This window comes from Streptomyces sp. 8N616 (assembly GCF_052246385.1).
Lineage (GTDB): Bacteria > Actinomycetota > Actinomycetes > Streptomycetales > Streptomycetaceae > Streptomyces.
In genome coordinates this window covers 36,886-53,398 of sequence record NZ_JBQQBY010000009.1, presented here as the reverse complement: position 1 = coordinate 53,398, position 16,513 = coordinate 36,886, and the positions used below count along the sequence as shown (strand labels likewise).

The window sequence follows — 16,513 nt, the reverse complement described above, 5'->3', positions numbered from 1 at the left end:
CCACTGTTTCTGCCAGGAGGCAGGCGGACCCCTGCGGAGAGGATGCGGCTCATGGGCATCACCTCGCGAGCGGCTCACGCACTCTCACTCCAGTCTGCGCCGCGCGGCCCGGCGGCGCCTGTGGATCATCGATGGCGCGCGTCGCCCACGGTCAGAGCTGGTGAAGACTGCCTTACGCGGTCGAGGTCGCGCTAGCCGTCATCCGGCGCCGAGCACGGCGTCGCGCCTGGCTTGGAAAGTCTCCCCAGTGGCTTGGCTCGCATCGTCGGCCGGGTAATCGACGTGGTGTCCGGCGACCAGCAGACTGTCTCCAGGACCTGATCTTGGAGGCGGGTGTGGGGCGTCGGCCGAGTGCGTTCGTACGTCCGGTCAGCATGGACGAGGGCCGCCGGTTGCAGCGGATCAGCCGGAGTGCGAAGAACCCGGTGCGGCTGCGGCGGGCGATCGTGGTGCTGATGTCCGCCCAGAGCCAGACGGTCAGGACATCACCTCGCTGATGCAGGTCGGGCGAGGACTACGTCTGCGATGTCATCCATGCCTTCAACGGGCGAGGGTTCGAGGCACTGGACCCAAAAATGGAGCGGGGGACGCCCTGTGCGGGCGCCAGGGCATCAGCCTGGCGCTTGCCGCCGAAGAACTCAGTTCGAGTGCGGCCGACCGTCACGGACCCATGTCACCACAGTCAGAGCTGCGGTGATGTACATCACGACGCTGAAGTTGGCTACGGATTCGACGTACTGCTCGTAGCCGTTTGCGCGGAGTTGGAGCGCGAGGGCGCCAAGCACAGTCCCAAGCGACGCGGTAGCGACGGACACGGAGACGAACGGGGCCTTCGTCATTGGTACTTCCTCCAAGCCGCGAGACGATTGATCAATGCCGAGACTACATGCACTGCGACGTCACTGCCGGAAGCGGATGTGGACGGTCGACGAAGGACCGAACACCCGTGTTGCCTCTGCCAGTTGCACTCGTGTCACGGAGGAAGATCTACCGGTCCAGGTCTCGCTACGAGAGCGAATCGACAGATTGAGTACGACTCGATACGCGCCCCAGTACTCCAGCTGTAGATCGTGATCTTGCCGGTTAGGGCCGGTTGTGACTCAGCACTTCAGGCGGTTGGCCTGAGCTTCGCAGTTGGCCCCACACCCGAGCGGCGGGCTGAGTGGCTTGTCGGTCGCTGAGAGTAGGACCAACGGCTCATGCGCGCTTCGGAACTGCTGATTAGGATCGGCGTTCATGCAGACCACGGGAATCACTCGTCGCGATGTGCCGGAGCGCAGGCGCGACACTCTTGAACGGCTCGCTGGAGAACGGGATATATGGGTGTCGACGGCTCATCCGGATCACGGCCCGCACCAAGTGCCGCTGTGGTTCTGGTGGGACGGGCATGCCGTGTGGATGTGCACCGGCGAGACCTCCGCAACAGCGCGTAACGTGCGAAAGGAGCCCCGTGTGCGCCTGGCATTGCCGGACACCTTCGATGTGGTGCTCCTGCAGGGGGAGGCGAAGTGCTTCCCGGACCGGGGCGCGCCGGAGTACGCCGCGGATGCGTTCGCCGAAAAGTTCGCGTGGGACCCACGTGCGGAGGAAGGCCCTTTTCTCTATATACGCGTGGCGCCGAAGACTGTGCTCGCCTGGCGCGGGGAGCCGGAACTGCGCGGCAGAGTCCTCATGCGCGAGGGAGCGTGGCTGGAGTAGCCGCGGTCGCCAGGTGAGGCGTCCTCGTTCTCTGATCTCGACGACGCAGATCCATGCTGAGCACACCAGAACGGCCAACTGAACTGCTCAGCGGCCGACTGAAGCACTCAGTCACACCGATGCGGACATGGGTGCGGCCACCGTCGATCATCGTGAGAGATCCACCACGACGTCGCGCCCCAGCAGGGCGACATCGTGGTTACCAAGAAGCGGGGGAGCGCGTTCTCGGGCAGCGACCTCGATGTAGTACTCAGGGCTGGCGATATCGACAGCCTCGTTCTCACCGGCATCGCCACCAGCGATGTCGTGCTGTACACCCTGTGCCACGCCAACGACTTGGACTTCGGCCTCACTGTCCTGGCGGATGCCTGCCTCGACACCGACCCCGAGGTGCACCGGATCCTCACCGAAAAGCTGTTCCCGCAGTGGGCAGATGTCGCCGCCGTCGAGGACTGGCTCAAAGCCATCGCACCGCAATAGCGGGAGGCCGTCCGAACCCTCGCATGCGGGTCAAGACGGCATCGCCTTCCGCGCCCCCGACGAAGCCGCGACGCATCGCGGTGGTCCAGGGGACCCCACCCCACTGCCACGTCTGCGACTGGTCGTATCAGAGTGTCTCACCGCGCAGGAATCGCTGCCATTTCGCGCTGCGCCGATCTGAGGCGTAGCCAAGCTGGGTCTCCAGCCGCCACGCCGTGTGCTCGAACTCCTTGAAGAACTGCTGACCTCAGTGAATGGGATCAGGGCCGACACGTCACTCCTTGGGCCGAATCGGGTCAGCAGCTCACGAGATACGACCACGGAGATCTCCGACCGCTTCACGTCCCGCAACTGTGCTAGATGGTCAGGGTCTGTGAGCGTTCGCCCTGCACCACGATGTCACCAGTCTCCCTGACTTCGTAGAGGGTGGGGCAGTCACCGTCGTCCTCTAGGATCTGCAAGTTCATGCAAGTTCCTAGCCTCCGCGGCGACTTTGACTGCAGGCTCAACACAGAGATCGTCGGCTTCGGGCAAGGAGGTCAACATGGCTCTGCGTAAGCTCGGCAAGGACCCCTGAGGGCAAGGACGGTGCCTCTCCCACTGTCTACCTCGACGAGGAGACCGACAACTATCTGGTCCAGGGGTGGCGGGTGCTGGACGAGGAGCGCCTGAACCAGATGGACGTCCCTGGTCATGAGACCGTGGTCGAGATCCCCAGGCGCATGGTGCAGTTCTTCCAGGAGGTGGAGCGTGACGAAGGTCCCGTCGTTTGAGGAACTGCTCGGTTCGGCGCGCCGTTCGGCCGTGCATCTGGAGATGCGCGACTGGTACATGAAGTCCGACCCGAGCTATATCGCCTGGAAGGCCGGTGCCCGCAACACCCCGGAGGACAACGACCCCGAGCAGCGCCCATGCCTGAAGTGGGTGCGCGAGGCCACGGATCGCGGAGTGGTGATCCGGCGTGCGAGGGTCTTCTCGGTTCCGGAGTCGGACTACATCAAGTTCGAGCACCATGTATCCGACGCCAACGTGGAGGCCGGCGAGCAGATCGTCTGGCTCCCGCGGCGCCAGGTCACGGACATCGCTTTCCCCGGCAACGACTTCTGGGTCTTCGACGAGGAGCTCGTCCTGGTACTCCACTTCGACAGCGAGGGGGAGATGCCTCCGGACGGAGGACTCGAGCTGACCACTGAACCCGCGGTCCTCAACCTCTGCACGAGCGCCTTCGAAGAGGTATGGAAGCGGGCCATCCCCCACGGGGAGTACCGGCCTTCCTGACGGACCTCAGCAGCGAAGTACCGCAGCTGTGTGTTCGTTACTCCGCTGTGAGGCGTACGAGGTCGGAGGCGCGCACACCAGGCGGATGACGGCCGGATGATCTGCCGCAGGAAGCGCGACAGGGTTCGGATGGTCTCATCGAGGCAAGGGCCGGGCGGCGTCGTTCAGGGACCGAGGAGTTCGATCTCGATTGCGAGGGCGCCCAGCTTCTCCTTCTCGGGTGGATAGATGCTCCGGATGTTGGCGAGCTGCTCTTCGCGGGTGGCGGATGGGTTGACGTTCGAGGCCCCCTCGCCGTCGAGAAGGGCCTCGAAGCCGTCGTACGAGGTAACCCGCTTCACCAGCACGTCGCATGTCTCGTCGGTTCCTTTGATCCGAAAGCGAATCACGTCGCTGGCGGCGAGGTCTTCGAGGTGCGGGTAACGCACACGTACCTCAACTCTCTTTCGACGAGCTGAGATCAGATCGAAGTAGCGGCGATAGAGATTGAGTTCGTAGACGCGGGCGGCTGTTTCCGTCATGGAGAAGGAACGCTCCTAGGCAATGGTGCGGACATTAGCCGACCGAGCTCGCTGGCCGAGTACGAGCGGAAGAAGTGCCGAGGGTCCGAGAACAGAACCTCGGTCACTGCGAGCAAACGCTCAACGTACTCGGATAACGATCCTGACCACAGTCGAGTGTCGAGCATCCAAGGGGTGGCGCCATCGGGCAAGGGCGCGCGGCCCTTGCTGATGAGTGACTTCGACAGCTTCGCGCCTGTGTCGGTTACTACTTGAGGGCAGAACAACCGGGCAGGGAGTTGGCCATAGGGGAGCCCCACGGCCTGCAAAGCGCCATCGACGAGCTGCGAGCCAAACACCCAATCGCCACCCTTCACCATCACGTGCAGCGTGCCGCGCGATCCAGTGAGGGTCAGCTCTTTCACGAGGTTGCGGTACAGGGTCGCGAGGTCGAGGTAGCCGTCGCCAGTCGGCTCGATGGCGACCTCGTACTCGCCGTGATGAAGGCATACAGCCCTCACTTCTGCGCGTTCGACGCCTACGTGATACGAGCGGGTCCGCTCGGCATCTTTCTCCGCCCATCCACAGCCAGGTTGCGGACAGGGGACTCGCACATGCGGTACGCCGGTCGAAGGAGCCAGCCACCACCGTGCGCCCTCGATACGTTGCAGGACGCGTAACCAAGTACGCCTGAAGTGCTCACGAGCTTGCTGCTGCGAATAAGTCTCGACAGTGTAGGGGACACGCAGGCGGTCGGACAGGGCGGTGAACAGCGGCCGGTACAGGCTGTCGACCTGCTCCACGATGGCCTGTTGGCCGAGAAGCTGTGCGTACGCACGCTGGTACCTGTGACCGCTCACGGCATCTGTCACGACTTCGTGGGGCGCGTTGTCGAGCGCGCTGAACATGACCTCGGCAGGGAAGCCGAAGCGGTCTCGGACGCGGGCAGCGGCAGCGAAGGTGAGCGACTGCACGAGCGAGGTGCCAATGTGCGGGGCACCATTGATCTGTGTTCCAACCACGAATACGAGCCTTTGCGTCGTCGTGGCGAGAATGCGCGGGGTGAGGACGTCCTCGGCGCTGGTCAACGCGTTGGCGAGTACCGTGTTTGGCGAGACAGGGTGTGCAGTCATCGATCCTTCTCCTCGACTAGGTGGACGGGATGACGTGGGTCTTGCCCAGTAGGAGTCGTCCCTCGGCCACGCGGTCGACGACGTATGACTCGACCACATCCTGTGGTGCGTGCGCGGGAAGCGGGGCGAGTCCTACGGCGACGACTACGCTCCCGCCGCTGCAGACGAAGCGCGCCCAGTCGCCTCCGATCGGCACGCGCATGAGGTACTCGCAGTCATCGAGCATGAGGAGCGCGTCTGATTCGCGGTGCATGAGCAGCCGCGGTCCGATATTGGGAAGCGTGGCCGTCGGTTCGGCGAGCGTGAGCGCCTGAGCAAGGCCGCGCATCCGCGCTTCGATCACTCGTAGCGGCTCTTCGGGCCGCCGCTCAGGTGGATGTGCGAGCAGCAGAAACGCCACATGCCCCGCCGGCGTGACGGCGACCCAGTGCCACGCGGCAACTGAGGCGATGAGGCCTGCGTTCGGCGCAATGATGAGAGGACGGGGCGTCGTCAACACGGATCGGGCCCTACGCCGATACCTTCCGGCTGCATCTCGACCTTGAACTCCGTCCATACGACTTTGCCGCGCGGTGGACGCGGCTCTACCCCCCACCCGTCCGCGAGCGTTTCCACCAGCAAGAGGCCGCGTCCCGTTGTCTCGTCCGGGCTCGGCTGCTGCACCCGAGGGCGCCTACGGCCCGTGTCCTGCACCTCGATGCGTAACCGTCCATCGACCGTCAGCACCTTGAGGAGGAAGTGGCCAGCGTGCGGATCGCCGTGGCGAATCGCGTTCGTCGCGAGCTCCGAAACGCAGACCAATACGTCGTCGGCACGATCTGCGATGCCGAGAGCCTCGAGGGTGCGCGCCACATGTGACCGTGCCTCGGGAACTGCGCTGGCCGCACGTGGGAATCGTTGCGTCATTGGTTCTGGCACGGCCTCCACCTATCCCTGGCCACGTGACTTGGCGAGTCGAGCCGAGAGCCAGAGGCGCGGCGGTGACCACGTGAGGGACGCCGATCCGACGGCGCCGGTCATCACCAGTGGCCTACCGTCGGTGGCGCTTCGCATCAGAGCAACTCCTTTATGTACGGGCCGAGTTCGCATACCCAGGCAACCGCTAGGGCCTGACAGCGGGTACTGTCAGAGGGGGTGTCGAAGGGTGTCGCTTCTGCTACTGCCCGTAGCTGAGGGGTAAGGGGCTCAACATGAAGACGCCGAACTCAGATCTCACACAGTGGCTCGACCGATCTGGCATGAGCCGTAAGGAGTTGGCGCGTCGCGTCAAAGCTGCAGCTCAGACGTGGGGTCAGCCGCACATCACGCCAGATGCGACGACCGTACGGCGCTGGCTGGAGGGCGATCAGCCACGCCCGCCCGTGCCCGAGATTCTCGCCGACGTTTTCTCTGCAAGCGTCGGATACCGGGTCACAACGTACGATCTCGGCTTTAGCGAGAGCCCAGCCGTCGATCGTGCGCTCGTTTACAACTCCTCATTCGCCGTTACGGTGGAAGCCGTTGCCGACCTGGGGAGAGCGGACGTGGATCGTCGAAAGTTCTTGGCAGCAGCGCCGTTTGCCGCCGTGGCAGCGATCGGCCCGTCTCGTGACTGGCTGCTCAACACTCTTGACCAGCAGCCTCCTTCGGGGCCTCGCGTGCGGCTCGAAGATGTCTCGGCCGTCCGGAACATGTTCGGCGAGTTCCAGCGGATGGACGTGCTTCAGGGCGGCGGCTCTGGTCGGCTAATCCTCGCCGAGTACATGAATCAGCACGTCTTCCCGCTCCTGCGTCGCACGCACACTGAGGACGTACGGAGGGCGCTCTGCGAGGCCGCGGCCGAACAGACCTACCTGCTCGGGTGGATGGCCTACGACAACGGTGAGCACGGCATCGCACAACGGTACTTGGTGCAGTCCCTTCGGCTTGCGGAGGAGTCGAGGAACGCGGCGCTCGGTGCTCACGTCCTCGCGGGTATGGCTGATCAAGCGACCTTGCTCGGCAACCCAGAAGAGGGGCGCCGACTCGCGCAAGCTGGTCGTGCCGGTCTTGGAAACAGCACATCTGCGGCATGCCTGGCCGACCTCTGGGCACTGGAGGCCCGCGCACTCGCCAAGCTCGGTGACAAGACCGCAGCAACCCGCGCTGTGAGGCAGTCCGAAGCCTCATTCAATCGCGTGCGCTCGGAAGATGAACAAGAGTGGGCAGCCTTCATCGACCCGGCGTACCTACACGGGGAACACGCGAACACCTTCCGCGATCTGGAGCAGGCGAGCACCGCTGAGGAGCACGCACGGCAGTCCATCGACCACGCCCGGAAGCAACGCCGGGCACGCCGAGGAGCAATGTCGCAGGCGGCGCTCGCTGTCTCGCACTTGCAGCGGCGGGACTTGGAAGCAGCGCATGCAGCCGGGTTGCGGACACTCTCCCTTTCGCGGCAGGTCAAGAGCTCGCGTTGCGTCGAGGCCGTGCAGGATCTGCAGCGTCGCATGAAGCCCTTCGGGCGGAATCGACTTGTCGCGGACTTCAACGAGCGGGCACGCGATCTCGTGGCTGCGGCGTAACGGGTGCCCCCTGTGGCAAGCAGCTAGCGGATACCGGCTGAGGCGTGGTGGCCGAACCGATCGAAGGCTGTCGTGCCCTGATCGCCGTTGAGTAGTGTCGTGGCATGCCGATACGCGACCTACTCATGGACGTTGCCAGCACGTATGACGAAGGTCAGGGCACAGGGAAGGGCGTGCATGCCCAAGCCCTGCTCCGTGAGGCGGGGGCGCACATGACCCCGCTCTTGCCTGCTGGATTCGAGGCGGAGGGCTACGGAGGGAGCGGGAGCGCAAGCCGAACGCCGTGGATCGGTGTGTTCGACCCCGATATCACTCGGGATCCCAAGGAAGGGCTATATCTGGCGTACATCTTCGCTGCCGATCTCAAATCGGTTACCCTTACGCTCCAGCAAGGCGTGACCAATCTGGAAAAGAAACTGGGGCAGGGGGAGAGGCGGCGGGCGTACCTGAGAGCTAGGGCGCGAGTCCTCTTTGAGGGACTCCCTGAGGAATTGGTGAAAGGTTGGGAGGTTCGGCCCTCCTTCAAGTGCAATGTGGCAAGAGCTCTGTCCTATGAAGCGGGTAGCGTGGCCGCGCGCGCCTACCACACTACTGCCATGCCTTCCGAGAGCACTCTGCGTGAGGACCTCTGGCATGTGTCAGATGTGCTCCAGCAGGCTGCCAAGATTGAGAAGGCGCTCTGGGCTGAGGAGACACCTGAAGGGCTCAAGGTTGGATACGTGCCGAAGCCGCACGGCGTAGGTGAGCCTAAGGGACTTGAAGGATTTCACCCGAAGAACGGCAGTGACTACGAAGCCCACATCCCGGAGCGGACAATCTACAAGTCGCGGCGTCATGAGGTTCTCGTTGAGGTGTTTGGGCCCCACATAGAACAATGTGGATTCGTGCCGATCACGGACAAAATGCACCCCAAGGATCTTGTGCTCCGTAGGGGCGGCGAGGAATGGCTAGTCGAGGTCAAGGTCATAAAGGACGGCAATCCAACCAAAGCCGTACGTGAGGCTGTGGGGCAGCTCTTCGAGTATAGCTATTTCCTGTATGAGAAGAGAGGGAAGCCGAAGCCGCACCTTATAGGGCTCTTCACCGAGGGCATAGACGCGTATGCCGACTATCTCGAAGAGCGCGGCATTGCATCGCTCTGGAAGACACCCGACGGCTGGGCTGGGTCTGAATCCGCCGTCGAATGGGGAATGGTCGGCTAGCAGGAACGATCCAGCGCGGATTGTCCATCCACTCACTGAGGCTTCGTTGCCGTGGGGATCGGGCACGCGCAGCGCGCCCCTACTCCGGGTCCGGGACGCCGTGGCAGTCCTTGTACGGGCGGGAGGAGCCGCACCAGCACGGGGCGTTACGGGCCGGAGGCCAGGGGGTGGCGCGGCCGCGGGCCGCCAGGTTTGTGGCGTATTCGGGGAGGAGGGTGACCGTGGCGGGGGACGTCTGCTCGGCCGCCGCGAAGGCCTCGTACGACGGGACCGTGGCCGTCACGATGCCGAAGGCCTGGGCGCCCGTGGAGGCCAGGTCGCGGAGCGAGGACTCTATGCGGGCCAGGTGCTCGGAGTGGGAGGGGTATTCGGAGGCGAGCGCGGGATACGCCGCGAGGAGTTCCGACAGCTCGGCCTCCGGCCAGTGCAGGACCGCCACCGGATACGGGCGGGACAACGCCGCGCGGCGCTCAACCAGTTCGGCGCGGAGGCGGGCGATCTCGGCGCGGAGCTCGGCCGGGTTGTCCGAGCCGAGAGACCACAGGCGCTTGGGATCGTGGAGTTCGTCCAGGGAGATGTCGCCCGGGTGGTGGGCGTCGGCGAGGGCGTCCCACTCGTCGTGCGGGCTGCCGAGGAGGCGGCGTACGCGGTGGCGGCCCGCCAGGAGGAGCCCCGCCTCGTACGGGATCTCGTCGCCGTCGATCAGGAGTGCGGCGCCTGCAGAGAAGCAGTCATGGGCGGCCTGGAGTTCGTCGTGGGCTTCCAGGGCCTCGGCGATGATCTCCCAGGGGGCGGCGTCCCGCGGGGCGGCGGCGCGGATGCCGTCGATGAGGACGCGGGCCTCGGCATCGTGACCGTACTCCCAGAGGTTCGCCGCGTTGAGGGCCTTGATCAGCAGAGGGTTCTTGGGGGTGCCGGCGAGGAGCCGGTCGTAGAGAGCAGAGGCCCGTGGGCGCTCGTCGGCGAGTTCCCAGTGGGCCGCGGCCTGCAGGAGCAGGAGCTCGCTGTCCTCGGGGTGCTGCACCGCGATGCGCTCCAGGCGCTCGGCTTCCGACGCGTGCGGGGCGGGGGTGGTCTCGGACGGCATGATGCACACCGTACTGCGGTACGCAGACGGTCGCGCCTCCCGGTCCTGCCCTTCGGTTGTGCCCGGTCGTGCCCCCGGTCGGCGTCGCGAAGGCACGGCTACGCCCTCACGCAGCGCGCCTCCCTCGGAGAGAGGTCCGCGCCCTGGTGGGTTCGCGGAGAAGCGCCTATGGTGCGGCGGCGGCCGCGGCCGGGAGGTGGTGCAGGGTGCGGGAGCGGGGGCTCGTGCGCGGGTCGGCAGTGCCGGTCGTCGTGCAGGGACAGGGACAGGGGCAGGGACGGGGCCAGGGACAGGGCCAGGGGCACGCGCAGGGACAGGGGCAGAAGCAGAGCCCGGGGGAGCGGCGGCAGCGGGCCCCGCGACGCGTACTCCTCGCGCGCGTGCTGTGGGGCGCCGCCGAAGCGGTCGTGACCATCGGCCTCGTCGTGCTGCTGCTCGTCGTGCACCAGCTCTGGTGGACCAACCGGCAGGCGCGCGCCGGCGCCGAGCGGAAGGTTCAGGCGCTGGAGGAGGAGTGGGGGACAGCGCCCGGAACGGTCCAGGAGCCGTCGCCGCCCTCCGAGACCGCAGGGGACGCCTCCGGGCCACCGAGCGGGGGCAGGGACTCCCGCGAACGGCAGGCGAAACCGGCCGCCCCGCGCTGGGACCAGGCCTACGCGATTCTGCGCATTCCGCGCATCGGAGTCACGGCCCCCGTCGCGCAGGGGATCAGCAAGGGCGGCGTCCTGAATCGCGGATACGTCGGGCACTACCCGCAGACCGCCCAGCCCGGCCAGGCCGGGAACTTCGCGCTCGCCGGGCACCGCAACACGCACGGCGAGCCCTTCCGGTACATCAACCGCCTCCGCAAAGGCGACGAGCTGCGCGTCGAGACGCGCGAGGGGCTGTTCACCTACCGGGTCGAGAAGACGCTGCCGCAGACCTCAGCCGTCGACTCCGCCGTGATCGGCAAGGTGCCCCGCAGCTCCGTACGGCCCGAGTACGGGTTCGGCGAGCCGGGTTACTACATCACGCTCACCACCTGCACCCCCGAGTACACCTCCACGTACCGGGTCGTCGTCTGGGGCCGTCTCCAGACCATCGAGGTGCGGGGCGTCGGGCAGTGGTAGCCATCGCCGTTGTCGGTGGGGGCAGTTAAGCTCGCGGGCAGGACAGAAAAACCGGGCGGGAAACACAGGAGGGGGAGTCCGATGGTGCGCATCGTGAGAGGCCGGCGTGCGTACGTCGGCGGGCTGCTCTTCCTCCTCCTCGGGCTGCTGCTCGCCCAGAGCGGCATCGCGACCGCGCTCAGCCCGCTCTCCGCCCTCACCGCTGCCGCCGCGACCACCGCCCTTGTACTGCTCTGCGGCGCCGTCCTCTCGGCCGGCCTCGCACCGGCCGTGCCGCCAGGGCGAATACGGACGGCGATACGGGACCGGGAGCGCCGTACGGCCTTTCTGCCGCAGCGCGATCCCGATGCCTCCGGACGCCCGCGGCCCCGAGCGCCGGGCCGCCGCCTTCCGACGGCGGCCGCGTAGGCGCTCCCTCGCATCCATCTGTACGAGAGGTTCGTACGGGAGCCCGCGCGGCTCGTCGCACCGAAATCCGACATTTCCGGTACGACGAGACCCGGGAGGGTTCAACCATGTCCGTTTTCACATCTCTTGGTGCGCTGCTCGCGCAACTTGCCGACCAACTGCACCCGCTCTTCGGCGCGTCGGCGACGGCCGCCGCGATCGTCCTGCTCACCCTGTGCGTGCGGCTCGCGCTGCACCCGCTCGCGCGGGCGGCCGTCCGGGGTGAGAAGACGCGGGCCGCGCTCGCGCCGCGGATGGCCGAGTTGCAGCGCAAGTACGGCCGTGATCCCGAGCGGCTGCGGCGCGCGATGCGCGAGCTGTACGCGGAGGCGGGGGCCTCGCCGCTGGCCGGGTGCCTGCCGATGCTGGTGCAGCTGCCGGTGTTCTTCGTGATGTACCGCCTCTTCGGGGGCAGTGGCGCGGGTGGGGGTGAAGGCAGCGAGGTGCTCGGCCACGCGCTGCTGGGGGCGCCGCTCGGCGGACGGTGGGCGGACGCGCTTGCCGAAGGGGGCGCCTTCGGGGCACAGGGGCTGGTGTACCTGGGGCTGTTCGCGGCGATCGCCGTCGTCGCCACCTGGACGTACGTCCGGGCGCGGAAGGCGATGGCGGCCGGGCCCGCGGCGGGCGCCGCGGGCGCAGCGGGCGGCGCAGCCGGCGCAACGGGCGCGGGCCCCACCATCGGGGCCCTGCCCGGCGGCATGACCAAGGTGCTGCCGCTGCTGTCCTTCGGGACGCTCGTCGCCGCGGCCGTCGTGCCACTCGCCGCCGGGCTGTACCTGGTCACCACGACAGCCTGGACCGCGGCGGAACGGGCCTGGCTGCAGCGCGGCGACCGCGCCCCGGCGATGGCCCGAAACCAAGTCCGGTAGAAGGCCTGGGCGGTCGTGGCCCCTGGGGCGGGGCTCCTCCTCCCCTGGCCCCGGCCGTCCCCCCCGGCTACCTCTGGGCTTGCCTACGGCGCCTTGATCCGGCGTCAGAACTTAAAGGTTGTCCGTTGTTATCGCAGAGGGGCGAAGTTGGGGCGGCAGCGTCAGGTGCGGCGGGCCAGAACGTAGGCCCGGCGGGTCTCGACTTCGTGGGCGTAGTGAGTGCGTTCCATGCGCATCTCCACGGTGAACCCGGCCGCTTCGAGCAGTCCGGCAACGTGCCCGGGTTCGAGAAAGCGGAAATCGAGGTCCACATCATGTCCCCACAACTCGTCCAGGTGCCGGATCTCCTCACCCATGTGGAAGGAGAGGAGGAGAAGTCCGGAAGGGCGCAGTACCCGCCCTGTCTCCTCGAAGGCGCGCTGCAGGTCGCCGGGATTGAGGTGAATGATCGTGTAGAAGGCGACGGCGGAGCCGAATTCGCCGTCTTCGGCGGGGAGTTCCAGCAGGTCGCCTTCTCGGAACTCCACCTGTGCAAATCGGCGGCGGCCAGTCTCGATCATGCCCGCGGACAGATCAATCCCGACCGTACGCGCGCCCTTCTCGGCAAGCCAGGCCGCGACGTGCCCGGGGCCACAGCCGAGGTCGGCGATCGCGGTCCCTCGTTCCGTCTGTTCCAGGAGGCAGGCGAGGAGCGCCCGGTCGAGCGGCTTCCCGGCGAGCTCGTCGTGCAGCCGGGCCGCGTACTCCTCGGCCACGGTGTCATAGCTGCGGCGTACGGAGTCGCGATGTGCATGATCACCCATGTGGGTAACCATGCCACGGTCAGTTGGGCCCCGCCCTCTCGGGGCGGATCAAGGCACCCAAGAACTCTGGCAACCCGGCCGGCGCACCACCCGGCAAGTTGATCAATACCTCAGATCAGGAAGACAAGTCCCGGCCTTGCGTGAGCACGCCGTCCCCCGGTATCGCACGGAGCCGGGTCGAGGCGGTGTTGCGCGGTAGGCAGGTCAGCTCTGAACGGGCAGGGAGTAGCGGAGTTTCTCTTTGGCGCGTGCGCCGAGGCGCTCGTAGAAGCGGGCCGCGCCCTCGTTCCATGCGGGGGTCTGCCACTGCACCTCGGTTAGACCGAGGCCCCGCGCCTCGGCCATTACGGCGTCCATCAGCGCCGCGCCAAGGCCCAGGCCCCGGTTGCCGGTGCGAAGGAAGAGACAGTCCATGTGGAGGTACTCACGGCCCTCCCAGGTGGAGAGTTCGGGCGCGCAGGTGGCATAGCCGACGACCTCGCCGTCGGGCAACTCCGCCACGAGGCAGCGCAACCGCGGTATCGGGGTGCCGAAGAGGAGGACCGCGAGCCGTTCCGCAAGGTCAGGGACCGGCGGTGCGGCCTTTTCGTACGAGGCGTGCTCCGCGACCAGTTCGGCGATACGCGACAGGTCGGCGGGGCGCGCATGCCTCACGCGCGGAGCGCCCGTCATCGGACGCCTCCCGCCGTGGTGTCTGCGCCCCACGCGGCCAGCCGGCCCGCGATCGGGCCGCTGCCGTCGAGGACATGCCGCGTGAACGCGTCGCGCTCATGGGCCAGGACGGCGGCTTCCCAGACGCAGGGCGCAAGCCCCACCCGCCCCGGTCGCAGCTGGTCGGGCTGCCCGGCCGGGCCGACGAAGACCGCCAGGTCGGACATGTATCCCTCGATCCAGCTGTGGACGAGGACGTAGTCCCCGTCGCCGCCCGCATGCACGATCAGCACGGCGAGCCCGAGTGACCCGCGGGAGCGCCCAAGCCCCAGATGTGCTCCGGCGATCCGCAGTGCCGCCGCCTCGTCCCGCTCCGTCACCGCACGGCCCGGCGCCTCAAGGGCGTACACCTTCACCACATGACCACCGGCCTCGCGCGTACCCAAGGCCCGTGTGGTGCGCGCGTGGTGCTCATCGGCCAGGGCGAGAAGTGCTTCTGCGTCCACCGCTAGGGGCAGTTCCTCACGATCACTCATCCGGCCATCATGCAGTGCGCGGGCCCCGCCCGTCTCCGGCGGGTGTCCGTTCCGGCCGTCCCGTCGCTCACGTCGCGGCGGTGATGCGGCTGACCTGGAAAAACGTTCGGCGGCGCGCCGCAGCGGCCGACCATTGCCGGTCGGCCGCGCGGGGTCTGCTCCGCAACCCAAGACGCCTGGTCCAGGGCCTGGGAGCCCTGGTTGCGGGATAGCCGGGATTGACGGGATTGACGGGATGGCCGGGATGGCCGGGATAGACGGGATAGACGGGATAGACGGGATAGACGGGATAGACGGGATGGCCGGGATTGACGGGCGGGATTCACGGGATAGACGGGATGGCCGGGATAGCCGGGATAGCCGGGATAGAGGGGCATCCGGCATCCCCAGCGGTGGCCGGGGCGCGGCGGATTCAGGAGCGCGGAGCGGGCCAACGGATGGTCCAGTACATGAACGGGGTCTTGCGGAGTGGACCCAGCCCCTTGGAGGATCGACCGATCCTCGACCGATGGCCGCCACCCATCGGTTGGGCCGGTCCCGGCAGTGTGTGGCCGGGGCGGTCCTTGACCACGGGAGAGTGACTGTGAAGCTGCTGCGTGTGGGAACGGCGGGGGCGGAGCGCCCGGCGCTGCTCGACCAGGACGGGATCGTGCGCGACCTGTCGGACCTGGTGCGGGACATCGACGGGGAGCTGCTCGCCGAGGAGGCCGCGCTCGCCCGCGTACGGTCGGCCGCCGCGAGCGGGGAGCTGCCCGCGCTCGACGGCGCGGGGCTGCGGGTCGGGCCACCGGTTGCCCGGATCGGCAAGATCGTGTGCATCGGGCTGAACTACCACGCCCACGCCCGCGAGACGGGCGCCGCGATCCCGAAGGAGCCGATCCTCTTCATGAAGGCCCCGGACACCGTCGTCGGCCCGGACGACACGGTGCTCGTGCCGCGCGGCAGCGTGAAGACCGATTGGGAAGTCGAGCTGGCCGTCGTCATCGGGCGTACGGCCAGGTACCTGGAGTCGGCCGAGGAGGCACTCGGGTACGTCGCGGGTTACGCCATCGCGCACGACGTCTCCGAGCGCGAATTCCAGATCGAGCGCGGCGGCCAGTGGGACAAGGGCAAGAACTGCGAGACGTTCAACCCGCTGGGCCCGTGGCTCGTCACCGCGGACGAGGTCGGCGACCCGCAGGCCCTGCGGCTCAGGCTGAGCGTGAACGGGGAGGTCAAGCAGGACGGCACGACCGCCGACCAGATCTTCCCCGTGGGTGAAGTAGTGTGCTACGTGAGCCAGTTCATGACGCTGTACCCGGGCGACGTCATCAACACCGGTACGCCGGCGGGCGTGGCGCTCGGGCACCCCGACCCGAAGCCGTATCTCCGGGCCGGGGACGTGGTCGAGCTCGAGATCGACGGGCTCGGGCGGCAGCGGCAGGTCCTCAAGGGGGCGTAGGCCCCGGGCAAGGCAGTCCCCCACACCCCGCCTCTCTTCAGCCCGCCTCCGTGGGCGGCTACAGTCCGCCTCCGTTGGCGGCCGCACCGGCGCGGCCCGCGGCGATGAAGCGTTCCAGGGCCTCCACCACCAGGGCGTGGTCCTCGGCCTGCGGCAGGCCCGAGACCGTGACCGTGCCGACGACACCCGCGCCCTCGACCGTGATCGGGAACGAGCCGCCGTGGGCCGCATAGCGGTCCGGGTCGAGCCGCGAGGACTCGTCGAACGTCGTGCCCTTGGCCCGGAAACGGGTGCCTACGAGGTACGAACTCTCGGCGTAGCGCTCGACCACGCGCCGCTTGCGGTCGATCCAGGCGTCGTTGTCCGCCGTTGCGCGGTCCAGAGCGAAGTGGAAGAGCTGCTGTGGGCCGCGCCGGATGTCCACGGCGACCGGCGCATGGCGCATCCGGGCGAGTTCCACCAGCAGCGAGCCCAGGTGCCAGGCGTCGTCGTGGGTGAAGGCGCGGAGCACGAGACGGCGCTCCTGGGCCTCCAGTTCCGGAATGAGCGCGCTCGCCGCCTCGCGGGGGTCGGGGGCGGCACCGGGCTCCACCGGTGCCGTCGGGCCGCCGGGGGCGGGGGCGTGTTCCGGGGCGGAACCGGCCCGGGCGCCCGTCGCGGCGGCGCCGCCGGTGTCCTGACCCGCGCCACTCGCGCCGGCGCCACTCGGGCCACCCCCGCCGGGGCCGCCCGTGCC

General features: G+C 67.6%; 20 protein-coding genes and 2 pseudogenes. 11 read left to right on the top strand and 11 right to left on the bottom strand.

Features of this window, described 5'->3' with window-relative positions:
- Positions 1 to 374 precede the first annotated feature (374 nt).
- The gene (locus ACTWQC_RS10540) at positions 375 to 497 is read left to right on the top strand and encodes a hypothetical protein (RefSeq protein ID WP_443315334.1); all 123 of its coding nucleotides are present in this window, start codon (positions 375 to 377) and stop codon (positions 495 to 497) included.
- 141 nt (positions 498 to 638) lie between these two features.
- Here ACTWQC_RS10540 and ACTWQC_RS10535 read toward each other — a convergent pair whose 3' ends face one another.
- Positions 639 to 839, bottom strand: coding sequence for an SCO3870 family protein (locus tag ACTWQC_RS10535; RefSeq protein WP_443315333.1), 201 nt, complete (start codon positions 837 to 839; stop codon positions 639 to 641).
- A 397-nt stretch (positions 840 to 1,236) separates the two neighbouring features.
- Here ACTWQC_RS10535 and ACTWQC_RS10530 point away from each other — a divergent pair, with 397 nt between their 5' ends.
- Positions 1,237 to 1,698 carry a pyridoxamine 5'-phosphate oxidase family protein gene (locus tag ACTWQC_RS10530; protein ID WP_443315332.1) on the top strand — a complete coding sequence of 154 codons (462 nt, stop codon included), beginning with the start codon at positions 1,237 to 1,239 and terminating at the stop codon, positions 1,696 to 1,698.
- A 156-nt stretch (positions 1,699 to 1,854) separates the two neighbouring features.
- A pseudogene (locus ACTWQC_RS10525) lies at positions 1,855 to 2,178 on the top strand (cysteine hydrolase family protein); the annotation flags it as partial.
- Between the two features lie 127 nt (positions 2,179 to 2,305).
- On the opposite strand, the gene ACTWQC_RS10520 reads toward ACTWQC_RS10525, so the two are convergent.
- Positions 2,306 to 2,383 carry a hypothetical protein gene (locus ACTWQC_RS10520; protein ID WP_443315451.1) on the bottom strand — a complete coding sequence of 26 codons (78 nt, stop codon included), beginning with the start codon at positions 2,381 to 2,383 and terminating at the stop codon, positions 2,306 to 2,308.
- Positions 2,384 to 2,722: 339 nt separating this feature from the next.
- On the opposite strand from ACTWQC_RS10520, the pseudogene ACTWQC_RS10515 reads away from it, so the two are divergent.
- Positions 2,723 to 2,951, top strand: a pseudogene (locus ACTWQC_RS10515) (hypothetical protein).
- Positions 2,929 to 3,456 (top strand): DUF6879 family protein, encoded by a 528-nt coding sequence (locus tag ACTWQC_RS10510; protein ID WP_443315331.1) that lies wholly within the window; start codon positions 2,929 to 2,931, stop codon positions 3,454 to 3,456. Before ACTWQC_RS10515 ends, ACTWQC_RS10510 begins: the two are co-directional and overlap by 23 nt.
- A gap of 164 nt (positions 3,457 to 3,620) precedes the next feature.
- Here ACTWQC_RS10510 and ACTWQC_RS10505 read toward each other — a convergent pair whose 3' ends face one another.
- From ACTWQC_RS10505 to ACTWQC_RS10490, 4 genes are all read right to left on the bottom strand, one after another.
- Positions 3,621 to 3,977, bottom strand: a complete 357-nt coding sequence (locus ACTWQC_RS10505; RefSeq protein ID WP_443315330.1) for an ASCH domain-containing protein — start codon at positions 3,975 to 3,977, stop codon at positions 3,621 to 3,623.
- On the bottom strand, positions 3,974 to 5,089 hold the full coding sequence (locus ACTWQC_RS10500; protein ID WP_443315329.1) for a hypothetical protein: 1,116 nt from the start codon (positions 5,087 to 5,089) through the stop codon (positions 3,974 to 3,976). The genes ACTWQC_RS10505 and ACTWQC_RS10500 overlap by 4 nt, the downstream gene beginning before the upstream one ends.
- Positions 5,090 to 5,105: 16 nt before the next feature.
- Positions 5,106 to 5,432: a hypothetical protein gene (locus ACTWQC_RS10495; protein ID WP_443315328.1), complete on the bottom strand. Its 327-nt coding sequence runs from the start codon at positions 5,430 to 5,432 to the stop codon at positions 5,106 to 5,108.
- Positions 5,433 to 5,581: 149 nt separating this feature from the next.
- Positions 5,582 to 5,995 (bottom strand): ATP-binding protein, encoded by a 414-nt coding sequence (locus ACTWQC_RS10490; protein WP_443315450.1) that lies wholly within the window; start codon positions 5,993 to 5,995, stop codon positions 5,582 to 5,584.
- A gap of 284 nt (positions 5,996 to 6,279) precedes the next feature.
- Between ACTWQC_RS10490 and ACTWQC_RS10485 the strand changes: the two genes are divergently transcribed.
- Positions 6,280 to 7,632, top strand: coding sequence for a transcriptional regulator (locus tag ACTWQC_RS10485; protein WP_443315327.1), 1,353 nt, complete (start codon positions 6,280 to 6,282; stop codon positions 7,630 to 7,632).
- Positions 7,633 to 7,736: 104 nt separating this feature from the next.
- A complete protein-coding gene (locus ACTWQC_RS10480) occupies positions 7,737 to 8,834 on the top strand; it encodes an MrcB family domain-containing protein (RefSeq protein ID WP_443315326.1) in 1,098 nt (365 codons plus the stop codon).
- Between the two features lie 79 nt (positions 8,835 to 8,913).
- Here ACTWQC_RS10480 and ACTWQC_RS10475 read toward each other — a convergent pair whose 3' ends face one another.
- Positions 8,914 to 9,921 carry an SEC-C domain-containing protein gene (locus ACTWQC_RS10475; RefSeq protein WP_443315325.1) on the bottom strand — a complete coding sequence of 336 codons (1,008 nt, stop codon included), beginning with the start codon at positions 9,919 to 9,921 and terminating at the stop codon, positions 8,914 to 8,916.
- A gap of 224 nt (positions 9,922 to 10,145) precedes the next feature.
- Here ACTWQC_RS10475 and ACTWQC_RS10470 point away from each other — a divergent pair, with 224 nt between their 5' ends.
- From ACTWQC_RS10470 to ACTWQC_RS10460, 3 genes are all read left to right on the top strand, one after another.
- Entirely contained in the window at positions 10,146 to 11,030 is an 885-nt protein-coding gene (locus ACTWQC_RS10470) for a class E sortase (protein WP_443315324.1), read from the top strand.
- 81 nt (positions 11,031 to 11,111) lie between these two features.
- Positions 11,112 to 11,438, top strand: a complete 327-nt coding sequence (locus ACTWQC_RS10465) for a DUF6412 domain-containing protein (protein ID WP_443315323.1) — start codon at positions 11,112 to 11,114, stop codon at positions 11,436 to 11,438.
- A 107-nt stretch (positions 11,439 to 11,545) separates the two neighbouring features.
- Positions 11,546 to 12,346 (top strand): YidC/Oxa1 family membrane protein insertase, encoded by an 801-nt coding sequence (locus tag ACTWQC_RS10460; RefSeq protein WP_443315322.1) that lies wholly within the window; start codon positions 11,546 to 11,548, stop codon positions 12,344 to 12,346.
- A gap of 161 nt (positions 12,347 to 12,507) precedes the next feature.
- Here ACTWQC_RS10460 and ACTWQC_RS10455 read toward each other — a convergent pair whose 3' ends face one another.
- The 3 genes from ACTWQC_RS10455 to ACTWQC_RS10445 all read right to left on the bottom strand — a co-directional run bounded on the left by ACTWQC_RS10455 (position 12,508) and on the right by ACTWQC_RS10445 (position 14,336).
- Positions 12,508 to 13,149, bottom strand: coding sequence for a class I SAM-dependent DNA methyltransferase (locus ACTWQC_RS10455; RefSeq protein ID WP_443315321.1), 642 nt, complete (start codon positions 13,147 to 13,149; stop codon positions 12,508 to 12,510).
- 204 nt (positions 13,150 to 13,353) lie between these two features.
- Complete coding sequence (locus ACTWQC_RS10450; RefSeq protein ID WP_443315320.1) at positions 13,354 to 13,821, bottom strand: GNAT family N-acetyltransferase; 468 nt, start codon at positions 13,819 to 13,821, stop codon at positions 13,354 to 13,356.
- Positions 13,818 to 14,336 carry a hypothetical protein gene (locus ACTWQC_RS10445; protein ID WP_443315319.1) on the bottom strand — a complete coding sequence of 173 codons (519 nt, stop codon included), beginning with the start codon at positions 14,334 to 14,336 and terminating at the stop codon, positions 13,818 to 13,820. Before ACTWQC_RS10445 ends, ACTWQC_RS10450 begins: the two co-directional genes overlap by 4 nt.
- A gap of 583 nt (positions 14,337 to 14,919) precedes the next feature.
- Here ACTWQC_RS10445 and ACTWQC_RS10440 point away from each other — a divergent pair.
- Entirely contained in the window at positions 14,920 to 15,777 is an 858-nt protein-coding gene (locus tag ACTWQC_RS10440; RefSeq protein ID WP_443315318.1) for a fumarylacetoacetate hydrolase family protein, read from the top strand.
- Positions 15,778 to 15,835: 58 nt separating this feature from the next.
- On the opposite strand, the gene ACTWQC_RS10435 is transcribed toward ACTWQC_RS10440, so the two are convergent.
- Positions 15,836 to 16,369: a heme-degrading domain-containing protein gene (locus ACTWQC_RS10435; RefSeq protein ID WP_443315449.1), complete on the bottom strand. Its 534-nt coding sequence runs from the start codon at positions 16,367 to 16,369 to the stop codon at positions 15,836 to 15,838.
- Positions 16,370 to 16,513: the final 144 nt, after the last annotated feature.

Coding starts and splice junctions, on each gene's coding strand:
- ACTWQC_RS10490 (WP_443315450.1), bottom strand. CDS start 5,995: ATGACGCAACGATTCCCACGTGCGGCCAGCGCAGTTCCCGAGGCACGG.
- ACTWQC_RS10460 (WP_443315322.1), top strand. CDS start 11,546: ATGTCCGTTTTCACATCTCTTGGTGCGCTGCTCGCGCAACTTGCCGAC.
- ACTWQC_RS10465 (WP_443315323.1), top strand. CDS start 11,112: ATGGTGCGCATCGTGAGAGGCCGGCGTGCGTACGTCGGCGGGCTGCTC.
- ACTWQC_RS10500 (WP_443315329.1), bottom strand. CDS start 5,089: ATGACTGCACACCCTGTCTCGCCAAACACGGTACTCGCCAACGCGTTG.
- ACTWQC_RS10480 (WP_443315326.1), top strand. CDS start 7,737: ATGCCGATACGCGACCTACTCATGGACGTTGCCAGCACGTATGACGAA.
- ACTWQC_RS10485 (WP_443315327.1), top strand. CDS start 6,280: ATGAAGACGCCGAACTCAGATCTCACACAGTGGCTCGACCGATCTGGC.
- ACTWQC_RS10445 (WP_443315319.1), bottom strand. CDS start 14,336: ATGAGTGATCGTGAGGAACTGCCCCTAGCGGTGGACGCAGAAGCACTT.
- ACTWQC_RS10455 (WP_443315321.1), bottom strand. CDS start 13,149: ATGGGTGATCATGCACATCGCGACTCCGTACGCCGCAGCTATGACACC.
- ACTWQC_RS10450 (WP_443315320.1), bottom strand. CDS start 13,821: ATGACGGGCGCTCCGCGCGTGAGGCATGCGCGCCCCGCCGACCTGTCG.
- ACTWQC_RS10505 (WP_443315330.1), bottom strand. CDS start 3,977: ATGACGGAAACAGCCGCCCGCGTCTACGAACTCAATCTCTATCGCCGC.
- ACTWQC_RS10540 (WP_443315334.1), top strand. CDS start 375: ATGGACGAGGGCCGCCGGTTGCAGCGGATCAGCCGGAGTGCGAAGAAC.
- ACTWQC_RS10475 (WP_443315325.1), bottom strand. CDS start 9,921: ATGCCGTCCGAGACCACCCCCGCCCCGCACGCGTCGGAAGCCGAGCGC.
- ACTWQC_RS10535 (WP_443315333.1), bottom strand. CDS start 839: ATGACGAAGGCCCCGTTCGTCTCCGTGTCCGTCGCTACCGCGTCGCTT.
- ACTWQC_RS10530 (WP_443315332.1), top strand. CDS start 1,237: ATGCAGACCACGGGAATCACTCGTCGCGATGTGCCGGAGCGCAGGCGC.